The 15754-nt window shown below is 63.1% G+C and carries 15 protein-coding genes; 7 read left to right on the forward strand and 8 right to left on the reverse strand.

Translation table 11 applies throughout. The features are described from left to right. Positions 1–50 precede the first annotated feature (50 nt). Together AC1MGR_RS22855 and AC1MGR_RS22860 are read left to right on the forward strand one after the other, a co-directional pair. Positions 51–1598, forward strand: a complete 1548-nt coding sequence (locus AC1MGR_RS22855) for an ATPase domain-containing protein (protein ID WP_480233055.1) — start codon at positions 51–53, stop codon at positions 1596–1598. Further along, positions 1585–2625, forward strand: coding sequence for a sensor histidine kinase (locus AC1MGR_RS22860; RefSeq protein WP_480233056.1), 1041 nt, complete (start codon positions 1585–1587; stop codon positions 2623–2625). The genes AC1MGR_RS22855 and AC1MGR_RS22860 overlap by 14 nt, the downstream gene beginning before the upstream one ends. 35 nt (positions 2626–2660) lie before the next feature. Here AC1MGR_RS22860 and AC1MGR_RS22865 read toward each other — a convergent pair whose 3' ends face one another. Then, a complete protein-coding gene (locus AC1MGR_RS22865; protein WP_108035240.1) occupies positions 2661–3353 on the reverse strand; it encodes a GntR family transcriptional regulator in 693 nt (230 codons plus the stop codon). Between the two features lie 633 nt (positions 3354–3986). Here AC1MGR_RS22865 and oxc point away from each other — a divergent pair. From oxc to AC1MGR_RS22880, 3 genes are all read left to right on the forward strand, one after another. Then, a complete protein-coding gene (gene oxc, locus AC1MGR_RS22870; protein ID WP_480233057.1) occupies positions 3987–5768 on the forward strand; it encodes an oxalyl-CoA decarboxylase in 1782 nt (593 codons plus the stop codon). 194 nt (positions 5769–5962) lie between these two features. Beyond that, positions 5963–7237, forward strand: coding sequence for a formyl-CoA transferase (frc, locus tag AC1MGR_RS22875; protein ID WP_480233058.1), 1275 nt, complete (start codon positions 5963–5965; stop codon positions 7235–7237). A gap of 91 nt (positions 7238–7328) precedes the next feature. Beyond that, positions 7329–8142, forward strand: a protein-coding gene (locus AC1MGR_RS22880) for an IS5 family transposase (protein ID WP_480234876.1) whose coding sequence is annotated in 2 segments (ribosomal slippage) — positions 7329–7661 and positions 7663–8142 — 813 coding nt in all. Because the reading frame shifts where the segments join, the coding sequence is not laid out codon by codon here. A gap of 28 nt (positions 8143–8170) precedes the next feature. Here the strand turns inward: AC1MGR_RS22880 and AC1MGR_RS22885 are convergent. The 4 genes from AC1MGR_RS22885 to AC1MGR_RS22900 all read right to left on the reverse strand — a co-directional run bounded on the left by AC1MGR_RS22885 (position 8171) and on the right by AC1MGR_RS22900 (position 10533). Continuing rightward, on the reverse strand, positions 8171–8539 hold the full coding sequence (locus tag AC1MGR_RS22885; protein WP_480233059.1) for a hypothetical protein: 369 nt from the start codon (positions 8537–8539) through the stop codon (positions 8171–8173). A 395-nt stretch (positions 8540–8934) separates the two neighbouring features. Next, complete coding sequence (locus AC1MGR_RS22890) at positions 8935–9618, reverse strand: alpha/beta hydrolase (RefSeq protein WP_480233060.1); 684 nt, start codon at positions 9616–9618, stop codon at positions 8935–8937. Positions 9619–9662: 44 nt separating this feature from the next. After that, positions 9663–10058, reverse strand: coding sequence for a YybH family protein (locus tag AC1MGR_RS22895; protein ID WP_480233061.1), 396 nt, complete (start codon positions 10056–10058; stop codon positions 9663–9665). 31 nt (positions 10059–10089) lie between these two features. Continuing rightward, the gene (locus AC1MGR_RS22900; RefSeq protein ID WP_480233062.1) at positions 10090–10533 is read right to left on the reverse strand and encodes an OsmC family protein; all 444 of its coding nucleotides are present in this window, start codon (positions 10531–10533) and stop codon (positions 10090–10092) included. A gap of 334 nt (positions 10534–10867) precedes the next feature. On the opposite strand from AC1MGR_RS22900, the gene AC1MGR_RS22905 reads away from it, so the two are divergent. Together AC1MGR_RS22905 and frc (AC1MGR_RS22910) are read left to right on the forward strand one after the other, a co-directional pair. Beyond that, entirely contained in the window at positions 10868–11296 is a 429-nt protein-coding gene (locus AC1MGR_RS22905; protein WP_480233063.1) for a PAS domain-containing protein, read from the forward strand. A gap of 122 nt (positions 11297–11418) precedes the next feature. Beyond that, positions 11419–12669 carry a formyl-CoA transferase gene (frc, locus tag AC1MGR_RS22910; protein ID WP_056217950.1) on the forward strand — a complete coding sequence of 417 codons (1251 nt, stop codon included), beginning with the start codon at positions 11419–11421 and terminating at the stop codon, positions 12667–12669. Between the two features lie 325 nt (positions 12670–12994). Here frc (AC1MGR_RS22910) and AC1MGR_RS22915 read toward each other — a convergent pair whose 3' ends face one another. From AC1MGR_RS22915 to oxlT, 3 genes are all read right to left on the reverse strand, one after another. Then, positions 12995–13339: a hypothetical protein gene (locus AC1MGR_RS22915; RefSeq protein ID WP_480233064.1), complete on the reverse strand. Its 345-nt coding sequence runs from the start codon at positions 13337–13339 to the stop codon at positions 12995–12997. Between the two features lie 108 nt (positions 13340–13447). After that, a complete protein-coding gene (locus AC1MGR_RS22920; protein ID WP_480233065.1) occupies positions 13448–13753 on the reverse strand; it encodes a hypothetical protein in 306 nt (101 codons plus the stop codon). Positions 13754–13860: 107 nt separating this feature from the next. Beyond that, on the reverse strand, positions 13861–15177 hold the full coding sequence (gene oxlT, locus AC1MGR_RS22925) for an oxalate/formate MFS antiporter (protein ID WP_108035260.1): 1317 nt from the start codon (positions 15175–15177) through the stop codon (positions 13861–13863). Positions 15178–15754: the final 577 nt, after the last annotated feature.

The raw sequence follows: 15754 nt of genomic DNA on the forward strand, positions 1-15754 counted from the left end.
AAGGGTCCCCTCCCTATGGTGGAGCCGGTTTTCACGTTGCGGATTCATTCATGCAGACCCCCGTCGCCGGCGACGCCGCGCCGATCCCGACCGGAGTGCCAGGCCTCGACGAGATCCTCCACGGCGGCTACGCGGCCCAGCGGGCTCATCTCATCGAAGGGCGGCCCGGCAGTGGCAAGACCACGCTCGGACTGCAATTTCTCCTCGACGGTCTGAACCGGGGCGAGAAGGGCCTCTACATCACCCTTTCGGAAAGCCGACGTGAGCTCCTCTCTGTGGCTGAGCGCCACGGCTGGTCCCTTGAAGGCGTCGAGATCTACGAGTTGGTGCCGCCGGAGCTCAGCCTGGATTCGGAGCAGCAGCAGACGCTTATCCACTCGTCCGACCTCGAACTGGGTGAAACGGTTCGGATGGCTCTGGCCGAGATCGAGCGGGTGAACCCGGTCCGGGTGGTGTTCGACAGCCTGTCGGAGATCCGGCTGCTGTCGCAGGGCTCCTTGCGCTACCGGCGGCAGGTGCTGGCGCTCAAGAGCTATTTCCTGCTGAACAACGCCACGGTGCTGATGCTCGACGATCTCAGCTCCGAGGACGACGACCTCAACCTGCATTCGATCAGCCACGCGGTCCTACGTCTGGAGCAGGTGACGCCGACCTACGGCGCCGGTCGCCGCCGGCTACACATCATCAAGATGCGCGGTACTCCCTATGAGAGCGGCTACCACGACTTCGTGTTGAAGCGCGGTGGGGTTCGGATCTTTCCTCGCCTCGTGGCTGCCGATCATCACGCCAAGTTCGAACCCGGGACGGTCGCCTGCGGAGTCCCGGAATTGGACGCGGTCCTCGGCGGCGGCCTGGATCGGGGCACCACGAACCTCATCATCGGCCCTTCGGGCGCCGGTAAATCGACCCTGGCGCTCGGCTACCTGATGGCAGCCCTCGATCAGGGCGAACACGGCCTGATCATCAGCTTCGACGAGACCGCAGGCATCCTCCAGCGGCGGGCCAACGGGATCGGTTTCGCGATCGGTCCCCACATCGAATCCGGCCGCTTGCGGATCGAGCAGATGGACCCCGCCGATGTCTCGGCGGGCGATTTTGCCGGGCGTATTCGCGATGCGGTCGAGACCGATCGGGCGCGCGTCGTCGTCATCGACAGTCTCACGGGCTACATGAGCGCCATGAGCGGCCAGCCGCATCTGGTGCTGCAGATGCACGAGATGACGACCTACCTGAACCAGCAGGGCGTGGTGACGATCCTGGTGCTGGCCCAGCACGGCATGGTGGGGCGGATGGAGGCACCGGTCGACCTCACCTATGTCAGCGATACGGTGGTGATGCTCCGCTTCTTCGAAGCCGGCGGCCATGTGCGCCGAGCGCTCTCGGTATTGAAGAAGCGCACCGGCCCGCACGAGGACACCATCCGAGAATTCCGGATCGACTCCCAGGGCCTCCGGGTGGGGGCCGTACTCAAGGATTTCCGCGGCGTGCTCACCGGTGTGCCAACGTTCGAGGGAAAAAACGCCGATCTTCTCGATGACCGGCCCGCGTCGTTGGCACAGATCACCGACAATCAAACCGGCTCCCATGGCGCAGCCTGATCCTATCGCGCTGATCCTGGCGCCGGGCGGACGGGACGCGCGCATCGCAGCCGCGATCTTGGCTGAGGTCGGCATCGATTCGCGGATCAAGGCGAATCTGGTGGATCTCGTGGCCGACCTCGATGTCGCGGCCTGCGCTGTGATCACCGAAGAGGCGCTCCTGCGCTCGGACCGACGGGCGATTGCCGAATGGTCGGAACGGCAGCCTCCCTGGTCCGATTTTCCCTTCATCCTGCTCAGCCATCGCGGCGCCTCACCCGACGAACGTCTGAACGGTCTGCTCGGCAATGTAACTCTGCTGGAACGGCCGTTCCATCCGGCGGTGCTCGCCAACGCGGTGCGTTCAGCCCTTCGCGCCCGACGCCGGCAATGGGAGGTGGCGGCCCACCTGGACGAGCGCCAGAAGACTCATGAGCGCCAAGCCCTGCTGATTCGAGAGCTGCATCATCGCGTGAAGAACACGCTCGCGACGGTGCAGGGGCTGCTCGGGGCGACTGCACGGTCCACCCACGATGTCGAGACGTTCTATCAGTCGTTCTCCAACCGGATCGTCTCCCTGGGCAAGACCCACACGCTCCTCACCGAGGATTATTGGCAGACGGCCCCCCTGCACGAGCTGCTCGAGAATGAGCTGAGCCCCTACAACGACGCGAAGAGCCAGCGCATTCATCTCCAGGGTCCGATGATCGAGCTGGCGGCCGACCTCGCCGTCCCGACCGGCATGGCGTTCCACGAGCTGACCACGAACGCAGCCAAGCACGGAGCCCTCTCAGAACCGGGTGGCCGGATCACGATCGTATGGGATGTCGTAGCGGGTGGCGCCGGGCGGCGCCTCACCCTTGACTGGACGGAGTCGGGAGGGCCGCTGGTGACGCCGCCCCAGCGCAAAGGCTTCGGCTCGACCCTGCTTCAGCGGGTTCTGGCCCAGCAGTGCAACGCCACCGTCGCCATTGACTATGCGGAGAGCGGACTGCGCTTCCACATGGAAGCCCCGCTGCCGGAGGAGCGGCTGGTCCCGAGCTACTGAGAACGACCTGCTGCGAGATCAGCGTCCCGAAGCCTTCAGTCGAGGTAGTCGCCGTACTTTTCGACGTGGCGAGCGAGGCCAAGGCCATGCTCGCGCACGAGGCGTTCGGCACGCTCCGCATCCCGCGCTTCCAGGGCCTGGATGATCTCGACATGCTCCTTGATGGAGTTCGCCGCCCGGTCGCCCTGGCGCAGGGCGGTGTTTCGGATGCCGCGGACATGCATCAACAGATTGCTGGTGATGTCCTTGATGACGTCGCAGCCGCCGAGCGAAATGATCTTCTGATGGAAACGGATGTTCGCATCCGAGTACTCATCCATGTGATCGGTCGGACGTCCCTCGTAAAATTCGGGGAAATGGATACGCAGGCAGCCGAGTTGCTCGTCGGTCGCGTGCTGGCAGGCAAGCCGCGCAGCCATGCTCTCCAGGGCCGACCAGGCCTGGATCATCGCCACGATCTCCTTCTTCGACTTCTTGATCACGAAGACACCGCGACGGGCCTCGAACCGAACGAATCCCTCCTGCTCCAGGACCGTGAGGGCTTCCCGGACCGGTGTGCGGCTGACGCCGAGATCCTGGGAAAGCTTGCGCTCGTCGAGCCTCACCTCATCGCGCTGGCTGTAGATGTTCATGTTGGTGATGGCTTCCTTCAGCGCATCGTAGGCAAGCGCACGCAAGCTCGACGTCGCCGCGAGAGGCTTGATCTGAAAGGTCGTGGACTCAACCATGCTTACACCTGGAACGATCGCTAGGACGCTGAGGCACCGTCAATTTGGTCTGGAACATGCCGAACCCGCTCTCGGAACACAAGGAAACCTGAGCGTTTGACCCGGGACAAGATTTGAATATCCCCCCTGCAACAACAACATAGCTACGTCGACTCACCAAGGCGTGACGACGAGCGGTTGCTCGTGTTCGCGGAAGCGACGATTCATCCGTCCAACACCTGCCGAAGAATCTCAACCCGCGAGCGGCTGATCCGGCCCCGGAAGCTCAGTCAGACCGGTTTGACACGTGGTATTTGGTATGCCACCATTCTCGGACTGGCAACTGGTTGGTCGCGACTGACAGCACTGCACGCAACACAATCCACGGACCGGATCATCGCGCAACGCACATCGAGCGCCAAGTGATCGATCAGCCGATGACTGATATAATCTGGTTTCCAACGTCCCGGGCTTCGTGAATTTCTAGGCATCTCGGCGGCAAGCCGCAGGGGGTCCGGCGATAGATTCGTTACGCGGCCAGGAATCTTTAGTCATTCTGGATCGAAATTCGGTCCGACATCAAGCTCATACGTTCGATTACCACAAAGAATGGCGCGCCATTTAACAAGAAGCGCCCGAACTGGAGGAAACACCATGGATAGAACCGCTGGCTCCGAATCCACGCAGGCCGTCCACGACGTCGCCACCGGCGTCGGTGTCACGTCCGATCATGCAGGCGAGCAGATCGACGGCTTCCACCTCGTCATCGATGCGCTGAAGCTCAACGGCATCAACAACATCTACGGCGTGCCCGGCATTCCGATCACGGATCTCGGCCGTCTCGCGCAGGCTGCCGGCATGCGCGTCATCTCTTTCCGCCACGAGCAGCACGCCGGCAATGCCGCCGCGATCGCCGGCTTTCTCACCAAGAAGCCCGGCATCTGCCTCACGGTTTCGGCGCCCGGCTTCCTCAACGGCCTGACAGCGCTGGCGAACGCGACCACGAACTGCTTCCCGATGATCCTGATCTCCGGCTCCTCCGAGCGCGAGATCGTCGACCTGCAGCAGGGCGACTACGAGGAGATGGACCAACTCGCCATCGCGAAACCTCTGTGCAAGGCCGCCTTCCGCGTCCTGCACGCCTGCGACATCGGCATCGCGGTTGCCCGCGCGATCCGTGCCGCGGTTTCCGGCCGTCCAGGTGGCGTCTATCTCGATCTGCCCGCCAAGCTGTTCAGCCAGGTCATGGACGCGGAGGCTGGCGCCAAGTCCCTGGTCAAGGTGATCGACGCGGCTCCCGCACAGCTGCCCGCCCCGAGCGCCATCACCCGCGCCCTCGACGTACTGAAGGGTGCCAAGCGTCCACTCATCGTCCTCGGCAAGGGGGCAGCCTATGCCCAGGCCGACGAGGAAATCCGCAACCTCGTCGAGCGCAGCGGCATCCCCTACGTGCCGATGAGCATGGCCAAGGGCCTTCTACCTGACACCCACCCGCAATCGGCCGGCGCGGCCCGCTCCCTTGTCCTCAAGGACGCCGACGTGGTCCTCCTGGTCGGCGCACGTCTGAACTGGCTGCTCTCGCACGGCAAGGGTAAGACCTGGGGCGCGCCGGGCTCGAAGAAGTTCATTCAGGTCGATATCGAGCCGAAGGAGATGGACTCGAACGTCGAAATCGTCGCCCCGGTGGTCGGCGATATTGGCTCCTGCGTGACCGCGCTTCTCGACGGCATGGGCCAGACCTGGCAGGTGCCCCCATCGGCTTGGACCGACGCGATCCGGACCAAAAAGGAGGAGAACCTCGCCAAGATGGCCTCGAAGCTGAAGAAGAACTCGGCTCCGATGGACTTCCACGGCGCGCTGGGCGCCCTTCGGACCATCATCAAGGAGCGCCCCGACGCGATCCTGGTCAACGAGGGCGCCAACACCCTCGATCTCGCTCGCGGGATCATCGACATGTATCAGCCGCGCAAGCGCCTGGACGTCGGCACCTGGGGCATCATGGGCATCGGCATGGGCTTCGCCGTGGCAGCTGCTGTCGAGACCGGCAAGCCGGTACTCGCAGTGGAGGGTGACAGCGCCTTCGGCTTCTCCGGCATGGAGGTCGAGACGATCTGCCGATATGACCTGCCCGTCTGTATCGTGGTCTTCAACAACAATGGCATTTATCGCGGCACGGACACCGACCCCACGGGCCGCGATCCCGGTACCACGGTGTTCGTCAAGGACTCACGCTACGACAAGATGATGGAGGCCTTTGGTGGTGTCGGCGTCCATGTCACGACGCCGGACGAGCTGTCCCAGGCGGTCAATGCGGCGATGGATTCGGGCAAGCCCACCCTGATCAACGCCGTGATCGATCCCGCTGCCGGCACCGAGAGCGGCAACATCGGCAGCCTGAATCCGACGAGCACGGTCGTCCGCAAAAAGACTGTCTGAGGCACCTCACCTCGCTCTCACCGGAGATAGACCCCGTCTCCGGTGCCAAGACACGCGCGGGCGGCTTCTGGAGAAGCCGCTGCGCGTACTCCGAACATCGCGGTATCGCGCCATGCGGCAGGAGAGCCTCCTCCGCCGTTCGTCGCCCGAACGGATCCCCGCGCTGAAGTCTCCCGGTTAGGTGAGCCTGTGCCATGAAAGCCCTGGAAGGCGTTAAAATCCTCGATTTCACCCATGTCCAATCGGGTCCAACCTGCACGCAGTTGCTGGCTTGGTTCGGTGCGGACGTGATCAAGGTCGAGCGGCCTGGCGTGGGTGACGCAACGCGCCAGCAGCTTCAGGATATTCCGGATGTGGACAGCCTCTATTTTACGATGCTGAATCACAACAAGCGCTCGATCACGCTCGACACAAAGAATCCGAAGGGAATCGAGGTGCTGTGGCGCCTGATCGGTGAGTGCGACGTCCTGGTCGAGAACTTCGCGCCCGGAGCGCTCGCCCGAATGGGCCTGACTTGGGAGGCGATCCACGCCGCAAATCCGCGCATGATCCTCGCCTCGGTGAAAGGGTTCGGCCCCGGCGCCTATGAGAACTGCAAAGTCTATGAGAACGTGGCGCAGTGCGTCGGTGGCGCAGCCTCGACCACGGGCTTCCGCACCGACATCCCGATGGTCACCGGGGCACAAATCGGCGATTCCGGAACCGGCCTCCATTTAGCTCTCGGTATCGTCACCGCCCTGTACCACCGCACCCAAACCGGTCTCGGTCAGCGGGTCGACTGCGCCATGCAGGACGGCGTGCTCAACCTCTGCCGGGTCAAACTGCGGGACCAGCAACGCCTCGAGCGTGGCCCTCTGCCGGAATACAGTCAGTACGGCGAGGGTATTCCGTTCGGGGACTCGGTGCCGCGCGCCGGCAATGATTCCGGGGGTGGTCAGCCGGGGCGGATCCTCAAGTGCAAGGGGTGGGAGACCGACCCGAACGCCTACATCTACTTCATCACCCAAGGAGCGGCTTGGCCACAGATCTGTGACGTCATCGGCGAGCCTGCCTGGGCAACGCATCCCGACTATGCCACGCCGAAGGCCCGCCTACCGCACTTGAACGAGATCTTCACCCGCATCGAATCCTGGACGATGTCGAAGACAAAGTTCGAAGCGATGGAAATTCTCAATGCGCTGCACGTGCCGTGCGGGCCGATCCTCTCGATGAAGGAGATCGCGGAGGACGAGTCCCTGCGCAAATCCGGTACCGTCGTGGAGGTCGAACATCCCACCCGCGGTAAGTATCTTACGGTGGGCAACCCAATCCGTCTCTCGGCAAGCGAGACCGAAATCACACGGTCTCCCCTCCTGGGCGAGCACACCGAAGAAATTTTAACCAAGGTCCTCGGCTACTCCGAAGCCGAGCGTCTCAAAATCGCTGAGTCGGGCGCTATCGGCACTGTCCCGAGGATAGCTGCGGAATAGGGCGTCTCTGCAAAGGGTTCACAGGTGGGGTGACCGCCCCCATGTGGGCGGAATGCGACGCTACGAACTGACCGATGCGTAGTGGGAGCAGATCGCCCCGCTCCTGCCTCCGCAGAAGCCGCACACAGGCCGGCCAGCGGAGGATCACCGGCAAGTGGATCACCGGCAACTCCTGAACGGCATGCTCTGGATCTTGCGCACGGGCGCCCCCTGGGCGGATATGCCGGTCCGCTATGGTGCTGTCGGGACCGTGTCGAGCCGGTTCTATCGCTGGCGGCAGGCTGGCGTGTTCGACCGGGTGCTGCGGTGCCTGCAGGCGCAAGCCGATGCCCGGGGCGACCTCGACGGGGATCTGCACTTCGTGGACGCCACGGTGGTGCGCGCCCACCAGCACGCCGCTGGTGCACGCCGGTCCGGCGCCATCGGGGGGTGAGGCGACGGTCGAAGGCGTCGGGGAAGCACTCGGGCGCAGCCAGGGCGGGTTCTCGACCAAGCTGCATCTGCGCGCCGAAGGCGGCGGCAAACCGATCGCGGCGGTGCTGACGGCCGGCGAGCGCCACGAGCAATTCGCCCTGGACGCGCTAATGGACAAGGGGGCGGTGCCACGCTCTGGCCGAGGCCGCCCGCGTCTGCGGCCACGCCGAACGGCCGGGGACCGAGGCTACTCCAGTCCACCCGCCCGTCGCCGCCTCAGGCAGCGCCGGATCGAGCCGGTCATCCCGACCCGCAAGGATCAGCCGCGTCAGCCCGACTTCGACAAAACCGCCTACCGACAGCGCAACAAAGTCGAGCGGTTGATCGGACGTCTCAAGCAGTATCGTCGGATCGCCACGCGCTACGAAAAGCGGGCAGCCAACGACCTCGCCATGGTCACATTCGGCATGACCATGCTCTGGCCCGCATGAATTTGCAGAGACGCCCTAGACCATACACTTAGCCCTGAGGGTGAGGCATACCCTTCAAGACGGCCTCGTGAAGAAGGCGAAGCCAATGAATCGCCTCTCGGGCTTTAGCCTCGGCGATTTCGGCCCGTCGCTCGGCGTCTGCCACCATGCTTCTGCTGGCGTTGCTGGCATCGACGATTGCTTCGATGTTGGCAAGCGTAATCGACCAGTCGAACTCGTCGGTCTCCGCCTTCGGCGCCGGATCAGACCTACGCGACACCGTATCCGTGAAGTTTTCGGGAATCAGCCGGTTCAGATCGGCGCTCGAATGCGGGAACGAAGTGCTGAAAATGTTCCGAATCCGCTCCGCTTCCTGATCGAGCGAGTCCACGAGGACGAGCTTCTCGGCTGCTTCCATCACGTGCACATCCAGTTCCGTGTAGTCTTTATCTATTTTTAGGGAGCCCTATTCTGGTTAAGGGACGATTAAAAGCAGCCTGATCGTCGATCTAGGCGGGGGCCCAATGTGAATTGTGGGAATATCTCACGGTGGTGAGCTGAGTGCGCAGACATGCAGGATCCAACGCGCCGGGTCTGCCGAGTAGAGTTGCGATACGCGTTCGGCCGGTCGCCCTTCCGTGTCCCGGTCGGCAGGATACCTTGGTGGATTGGTATAGCGGGCGACGAACCCGAAAACGATTGTGCGGGACCCAGATCAGGTCGTGCCTCTGCAAACCCAGCTGAAGCGTGGAAGATCGGGCCTGGACCGCCTCCGACGGACCAAAAGTTCGCGCAAGGTGCGGTCCTGGGTATTCAAGTCCCGGCAAGAACGAAATCGACGCCCTGGGCGACGATCGCCGGATTGTAGGCGTGCGGCCCGTCGTACTCGACTGCCGTGACCGCGTAGCCGGCCTCCCGCAACTGGGCGACATGGACCCGCGCACTGCGATCGATCGGAATCTGCTCATCGCGGGTTCCATGGGAGAGGAAGATCTGCGGCGCGCCCGATTGCAGGTGAACGGACAGGAAACCCGCCGAGGAGACGAGCAGATGCGTGACCACGTGCCCGTTGGCAAGCCCGAGAGAGAGCGTGTAGCTGCCACCATCGGAATGGCCTGCGAAAATCAGGTGCGTCGGATCGAGGAGGTAGCGGCTGCTAACCTCTGCCAGAGCCTCATCGACGCGTTCGCGATCGGGGCCATGGCCGCCGATCACGAGATCCCAGGTCGGGAACATCGACTGGGGCGCCAGCAGTAGGAAGCCGCGCGCCTGGGCATGGGCCTCCAGCATCGGCAGAATCTTCTCTGCGCTACCGCCGCCGCCATGGAACAGCACCACGAGCGGCGTCGGCCGGCGTGGATCGACGCCGGCCGGTACCGAAAGGATCGCATCTCGCTCGGCGAACAGGCCCAGGGCATGGCGACCGGCGGGAAAAGGATCCTTCGTGGGAAGCCGGTGCGCGAAGGCGAGCCGACCGGCGAGTCGAGGATCGATCATGCGAGACCCCTGGGTATCGGCAGCAAACGAATGGGAGGCATCCGTCAATTGGCCTTGTCCGCCTGGAGGGGCTTGATCTTCAGCTGGTCGATCAACCAGCGCCAACCGCCGTCGGCTTGGCGCCGCGCTGTTTCAGCAGAGATCGTTCCATTGGGAACTCGCGCGAAGGTCATGGCGAGATTGCCGTTCCGGATCGCCGGCAGGGTTTCGGCGGCTGGAAACTCGGACTTGCGGGCCAGGAGATCGGCATAGAACTGTCGAATCTCGCCGTGTCCAGTGGCCACAACTTTGCCGGCCGCCAGGACCGCTTCGGGTTCGTAAAGAGCAACGAGGCCGTCCACGTCGCCTGCATTGGCGCGTTCGTTGAAGAGGCGGGCGAGGTCTTCCGGTTCATGGGCGATCGGCGCGTTCTGGTTCGGCGCTTTCGGTGAGGTCGTCATGGCGAATCCTTCCTGGAAGTAGCTGGAGAACTCAGGTGAGCAGAGTGCCGGCCCCGTCCCGGACAGAGACCGCAACGGGGATGCCTGCCTGTACGCTTTCGGAAACCGTGCAGAAGCGCTGGAACTGCTCCAGCACCCGATCGATGCGAGGGAGGCTTTCGGCGGTCGCCCCGAGATTGATCGAGACCGTGATGCCGGTGATGCGCAGCCGGTTCTCGGCATTGCGGGTGACCTCGCAGCATGCCTCGGCCCGGATGCCGCCACCCTCCTGCTTGTACTTCCCGAGGGCAAAGACGAGGCTGGCACATAGGCAATTCGTCACCGACGAGACGAGGAGCTGTTCGGGGAACGGGCCTTCGCCGCTGCCGATGGGAATGGCCTCGTCGACCAGCAGGTGGGGCAGGACTCCACCGAAATCGATCGTGAACTTGTAGCCCTCGACCTGGGTGATGGTGATGCTTGGGCCCGGACCCATGGCGGTTCTCCCCTGCCGGTTCTCGTTGTCTCGGCGTGCCGGTTTCATTCGGGAACGCCGTCACCGTGGCGCAAGGTCCCTCGGATCGTCGCCGATGCCTCCAAGAGTTGACACCATACCGTCGTTGGCATACCAAATACCAACAGTGTTAGCACAGAGAGAAGACGAAGTCCTCGCGACGCCACCGGACGGTTTTGCGCCTGACGGAGAAGGAGAGGAGTGTTTCATGCCCATGGATGACCATCGTCTCGCCCCAGGTTCGAGCCCGCCCGATCGGTGAGGTGGGCAGCGGAGACGACATCCGCAGCACGAACAGGGAGATGAGGGTCAGCGCATGACGAGCCCGATCGATTTTGCCGCCCTGGTGGCAGCAGCCGGTGATGCCGTCGTGGTGTCGGACCCGAGCGGTGCGATCACCGTGTGGAATCCCGCAGCGACGCGCATCTTCGGCTACGCGGCGGAAGAGGCGATCGGCCAGTCTCTCGATCTCATCACGCCGGAGCGGCAGCGCCGGCGTCACTGGGAGGGCTATGCCAAAACCATGCAGACCGGCGTGACCAAATACGGTGCCGACGTGCTGCGGGTTCCGGCCATCCACAAGGATGGCCACACGCTCTCCATCGCCTTCACGGTCGGGCTGGTTCACGGAGCCGACAACGCAGTCACGGGCATCGCCGCGATTATCCGCGACGAGACCCAGCGTTGGAACGACGAGCGTGAAATGCGCCGCCGCCTGGCGGACCTCGAATCCCGCGTCGCCTGAGGGCGGGGCGCGACGGACTGCCGGAACATCCCGCCACGGGTCTCCGGCCAACCCAGAACCCGGATCGACCGGGCAAGCCTCGAACTTCGACAATCGCCTAAGCCAACAGGGAGAACGCCACGATGAGCAAGCCGCTCGAGGGTATCAAGATCATCGATTTCACCCACGTCCAGGCCGGCCCGGCCTGCACGCAGCTGCTGGCCTGGTTCGGCGCCGACGTGATTAAGGTGGAGCGCCCTGGGGCGGGTGATGTGACGCGCACGCAGCTGCGCCACGTCGAAGACGCCGACGCGCTCTACTTCACCATGCTTAACTCCAATAAGCGCTCTCTCACGCTCGACACCAAGACTCCCGAGGGGAAGGAAGTCCTCGAGAACCTGATCAAGCAGTCCGATGTCATGGTCGAGAACTTCGGTCCTGGTGCGCTCGATCGCATGGGCTTCTCTTGGTCGCGCATCCAGGAACTCAACCCGGGCATGATCCTGGCCTCGGTGAAGGGCTTTTCGGATGGCCATCACTACGAGGACTTGAAGGTCTATGAGAACGTGGCGCAGTGCGCCGGCGGCGCGGCTTCGACCACCGGCTTCTGGGACGGCCCGCCCACCGTCAGTGCCGCGGCTCTTGGTGACTCGAACACCGGTATGCACCTCGCCATCGGCATCCTCACGGCGCTTCACCAGAAGAACAAGACCGGCAAGGGCCAGAAGGTTGCCGTCTCGATGCAGGACTCGGTGCTCAACCTCTGCCGCGTCAAGCTGCGCGACCAGCAGCGTCTCGATGCCCTCGGCTACCTCGAGGAATACCCGCAGTACCCGCACGGCGAGTTCTCGGATGTGGTGCCGCGCGGTGGCAACGCGGGTGGCGGTGGCCAGCCGGGCTGGGTGCTGAAGTGCAAGGGCTGGGAGACCGACCCGAACGCCTACATCTACTTCACGATCCAGGGGCATGCCTGGGCCCCGATCTGCAAGGCGATCGGCAAGGATGAGTGGATCGACGATCCGGCCTACAACACCGCTCGGGCGCGCCAGGACAAGATCATGGATATCTTCGGCACGATCGAGGCTTGGCTCGCCGACAAGACCAAGTTCGAGGCGGTCGATATCCTCCGTAAGTTCGACATTCCGTGCTCGCCGGTGCTATCGATGAAGGAAATCGCCAACGACCCGTCGCTGCGCGCCAGCGGCACTGTGGTCGAGGTGCCGCACCCGAAGCTTGGCTCGTACCTGACGGTCGGCAGCCCGATCAAGTTCTCCGACATGCAGGTCGAGGTGAAGGCCTCGCCCTTGCTTGGCGAGCACACCGACGAGGTCCTCCTCGACCTCGGCTACACACAGCAGCAGATCGAGCAACTGCATCAGGCCCGCGCGGTCTGAAGCGTCGAGACGGATCGCGGCCGCTCCACCGGGCGGCCGCAACCAGACAACCGGACGGCGCGTCGAGAGACGCGCCGTTTTCATGCGTGCCTGGCATCCGTCGGCGACGCCAATCCCGAACTCCAGGCCGGCTGCATCGAAACTGAAGCGCTATTCGCTCACGGATCTGGAACCCGCATCCTGAAATTTTCGCCGCAAGCGCCTCAAATCACGGGTTATGACGAAGCGGCGTACGGGTTCGACAGGAGGCATATGAAACGTTCAACAGCATTGTGGAAATGTCAGATACTTGGATCGTCAGCAGACGCTGTCGGGTAGATGCAGATCATACATGGAAATGCCGATTTCTTTCGACGTCGATCAGCAGGTCTGGATCTTTAAACTGCAGAAAGAAGCAATCGAGCCTCATTCCGAGCGTCCCTGACTCCGTCCGTGTCGGCTCCGCCTGCTGATCGCCATTACATCGAAGCCGTTGGAAATCATGCCGCGCACACGAAAGCCCGCCCGTATGAAGCGGCATCGCCTTGTCATGATGAGGTGCGATGCCCGGGGCGATGCCATCGCGATCGGCAAGACGATCGATCGGATATCCTGAAGGGCAAGATTGGCCATAGGCCGAAGAAAGCGTGCAGGGGAGACGGCGACCAACATCGAAGCCTCGGGCGGTCACAGCCGTGATTTTATCCTGCTCCCTCAAACGCTCACGCAAAGGAGAATCGGACGACGCGAGTTCGGCATCGCCATTCGCGGCGACGCGGAGGCGCTGATCTTCAGCGTGTCACGAAGGGTCTACCGCCTTCACCCGGCTGGTTACGCAATCCGCCACAAGATTGGTCGCGTTGGCGCCGATCGCCGATTGAAACGGCTCCGTTGGCTCGTGGGGCAGCCAGCCCTGGAAGGGCTCCAGGGCGTCCGCGTCGGCCGAGCGGTACCAGCGCCAGACCTGACGAGCCGCACTCGGGGCGTACCAGCGGCCCGGACGTCCTTCAGCCAGGATCGGCCCAAGGGTCAGATGATTGAGCCAGATCCGCACGATGGTCTGAGGCGCCGTGTGCATGGGGCGCCAGGGGGCGAGCGGCGACATTGGGCTCTCCTGCGGACGGGATCAGATTGGGCCTGCGAAACGGGCGCGGGGGCCTGGACTGCTCGTCCGGCCCCCGCGGGTCTACTTCGATTGCTTCGGTTAGGCCGTCAGGCCGTGACGATGCGGGCGGCCGGCTTGGTCTCGTCGGAAACCGCAAGGGCCTGGGCGACGACCCGCTTGCGCCAGGGCTTCAGTACCGCGATGGCGAGAAGCGAGGCGAGGATGTTGGCGCCGGCGGCCACCAGGAACACGCCGTCCCAGCTGTTGGTCGCCTGCTGCAGATAGTTCGCGACCGGGACCAGGAGGGCGGCAGTGCCCTTCGCGGTGTAGAGCAGGCCTGCGTTGGTGGCGGCGAACTTGGTACCGAAGGTATCCGTGCAGGTCGAAGGGAAGAGAGAATAGATCTCGCCCCAGGCGAAGAACACGAAGCCCGAGAGCAGCACGAACCACAGGGGATCATGGCCCCAGAGGTAGAGCATGTAGATGCCGAAGCCTTCCATGGCGAAGGCGACGAACATGGTGTTCTCGCGACCGATCTTATCGGAGACCCAGCCGAAGAACGGGCGGGTCAGGCCGTTGAGCACGCGGTCAATGGTGGCCGCGAAAGTGATGGCGACCATCGTGATGCCCATGATGGTGACGGGCACCTTGTCCACGCCGATATCGGCGGCGATCGGCTTCAGGTTGGCCGTGATCATCAAGCCACCGGCACCGACGATGACGAACATGAAGTACATCAGCCAGAAAATCGGCTGTCTGGCTACTTCGCCGGGCGTGTAGTTGCGCCGGGTCTGGATGACATTTGTGTTGGTGGCAGCCTCCGGAACCTGTCCCTTTTTGGGCGAGGTGAAGAAGAACGCCAGCACAGCAACGACCAGGCCCTGGCCGATGCCGAAATTGAAGAACGCGGCTTGGAAGCCGTGATCGGCGATCATCCACTGGATCGGTGCGACGGTGAGCGCTGAGCCGGCACCGAAGCCCGCGGCGATGATGCCCGCGGCGAGACCACGCTTGTCTGGGAACCACTTCAGAGCGCTGCCGACACAGGTTCCGTAGACGGCACCCGCGCCGATACCGGCGATGACCTGGCCGAGGTAGAACATGTTCAGGGTGCCGGCATAGGAGTTGATCACCCAGCCGATCCCGCAGAGCAGACCGCCGAATAGTACCACCACGCGCGGACCGTACTTGTCGACGAACCAGCCTTCGACCGGAACGAGCCAGGTCTCGAAGAGCACGAACAGGGTGAACGCCCACTGGATGGCGGCGCGATCGAACCCAAATTTCTTCTGAATGTCGGGGACGAAGAATGTCCAGCCGTATTGCAGATTGGCGATCATCACCATGCAGATAACGCCGATGACGAGCTGACCCCATCGATAACTGTCGGATACGCGCTCGGTTGTGGTCTCCACCCTCGACATGGCTTTTCCTCCGGTAGGCTCTTGGTGAAACGAGATACGCGATCGGTTCTTCGACCGATTTTGAAGCGTAGGGGCCGTTGGTCGCCGGACGTGCCGCCGGCTTGGTATGTGGAATACCAGCCTCTCTCCCTACGAACCAATCGTCAAGAGTTGTTTGCTAAGAAATCGATCCCGCATCGCAGCGAGAAACTCAGCTCTTGCCAAGGCCAGCTCGTCTGCAACACCGCTCGTAGAGTTTTCCGGCGTGCGATCTGCTTGGTATCCAGGCGCGAAGGCGATCGGAACACGATCCGTTTCGAGCCGCTGGTCATACCGGAACGTGTCGGTTTCATCTCAAACCGACAATCCCAGCCGGCGATCGATCCAAGCCCGAATTGACAAGCGGCCATCGAGAGTTAGATCGCCTGTTTTACGCACAATACTACCGCTTGCGATCCGTGCGGATTGGGCTTCCTGAACGCGTTGAGAGACATCATTGCAAACGTTTTAGTTGCAGAAATTCGGTGTTGACTGAATACGAGATGCTGCGCTGCAGCGTGAGCTTGTGCAAAAACTGTGAGCCGCAGGCTGGGTGGGA

The sequence above is a fragment of the Methylobacterium sp. BI1 genome, assembly GCF_056680125.1.

Bases quoted from the DNA above. Each gene is read 5' to 3' on its own strand.
- AC1MGR_RS22900 (WP_480233062.1), bottom strand. From the start codon at position 10,533: ATGGGTCCGGGCCCAAGCATCACCATCACCCAGGTCGAGGGCTACAAG.
- AC1MGR_RS22920 (WP_480233065.1), bottom strand. From the start codon at position 13,753: ATGTCGCCGCTCGCCCCCTGGCGCCCCATGCACACGGCGCCTCAGACC.
- AC1MGR_RS22860 (WP_480233056.1), top strand. From the start codon at position 1,585: ATGGCGCAGCCTGATCCTATCGCGCTGATCCTGGCGCCGGGCGGACGG.
- AC1MGR_RS22905 (WP_480233063.1), top strand. From the start codon at position 10,868: ATGACGAGCCCGATCGATTTTGCCGCCCTGGTGGCAGCAGCCGGTGAT.
- AC1MGR_RS22895 (WP_480233061.1), bottom strand. From the start codon at position 10,058: ATGACGACCTCACCGAAAGCGCCGAACCAGAACGCGCCGATCGCCCAT.
- AC1MGR_RS22890 (WP_480233060.1), bottom strand. From the start codon at position 9,618: ATGATCGATCCTCGACTCGCCGGTCGGCTCGCCTTCGCGCACCGGCTT.
- AC1MGR_RS22885 (WP_480233059.1), bottom strand. From the start codon at position 8,539: ATGGAAGCAGCCGAGAAGCTCGTCCTCGTGGACTCGCTCGATCAGGAA.
- oxlT (WP_108035260.1), bottom strand. From the start codon at position 15,177: ATGTCGAGGGTGGAGACCACAACCGAGCGCGTATCCGACAGTTATCGA.
- frc (WP_480233058.1), top strand. From the start codon at position 5,963: ATGAAAGCCCTGGAAGGCGTTAAAATCCTCGATTTCACCCATGTCCAA.
- oxc (WP_480233057.1), top strand. From the start codon at position 3,987: ATGGATAGAACCGCTGGCTCCGAATCCACGCAGGCCGTCCACGACGTC.
- AC1MGR_RS22855 (WP_480233055.1), top strand. From the start codon at position 51: ATGCAGACCCCCGTCGCCGGCGACGCCGCGCCGATCCCGACCGGAGTG.
- frc (WP_056217950.1), top strand. From the start codon at position 11,419: ATGAGCAAGCCGCTCGAGGGTATCAAGATCATCGATTTCACCCACGTC.
- AC1MGR_RS22865 (WP_108035240.1), bottom strand. From the start codon at position 3,353: ATGGTTGAGTCCACGACCTTTCAGATCAAGCCTCTCGCGGCGACGTCG.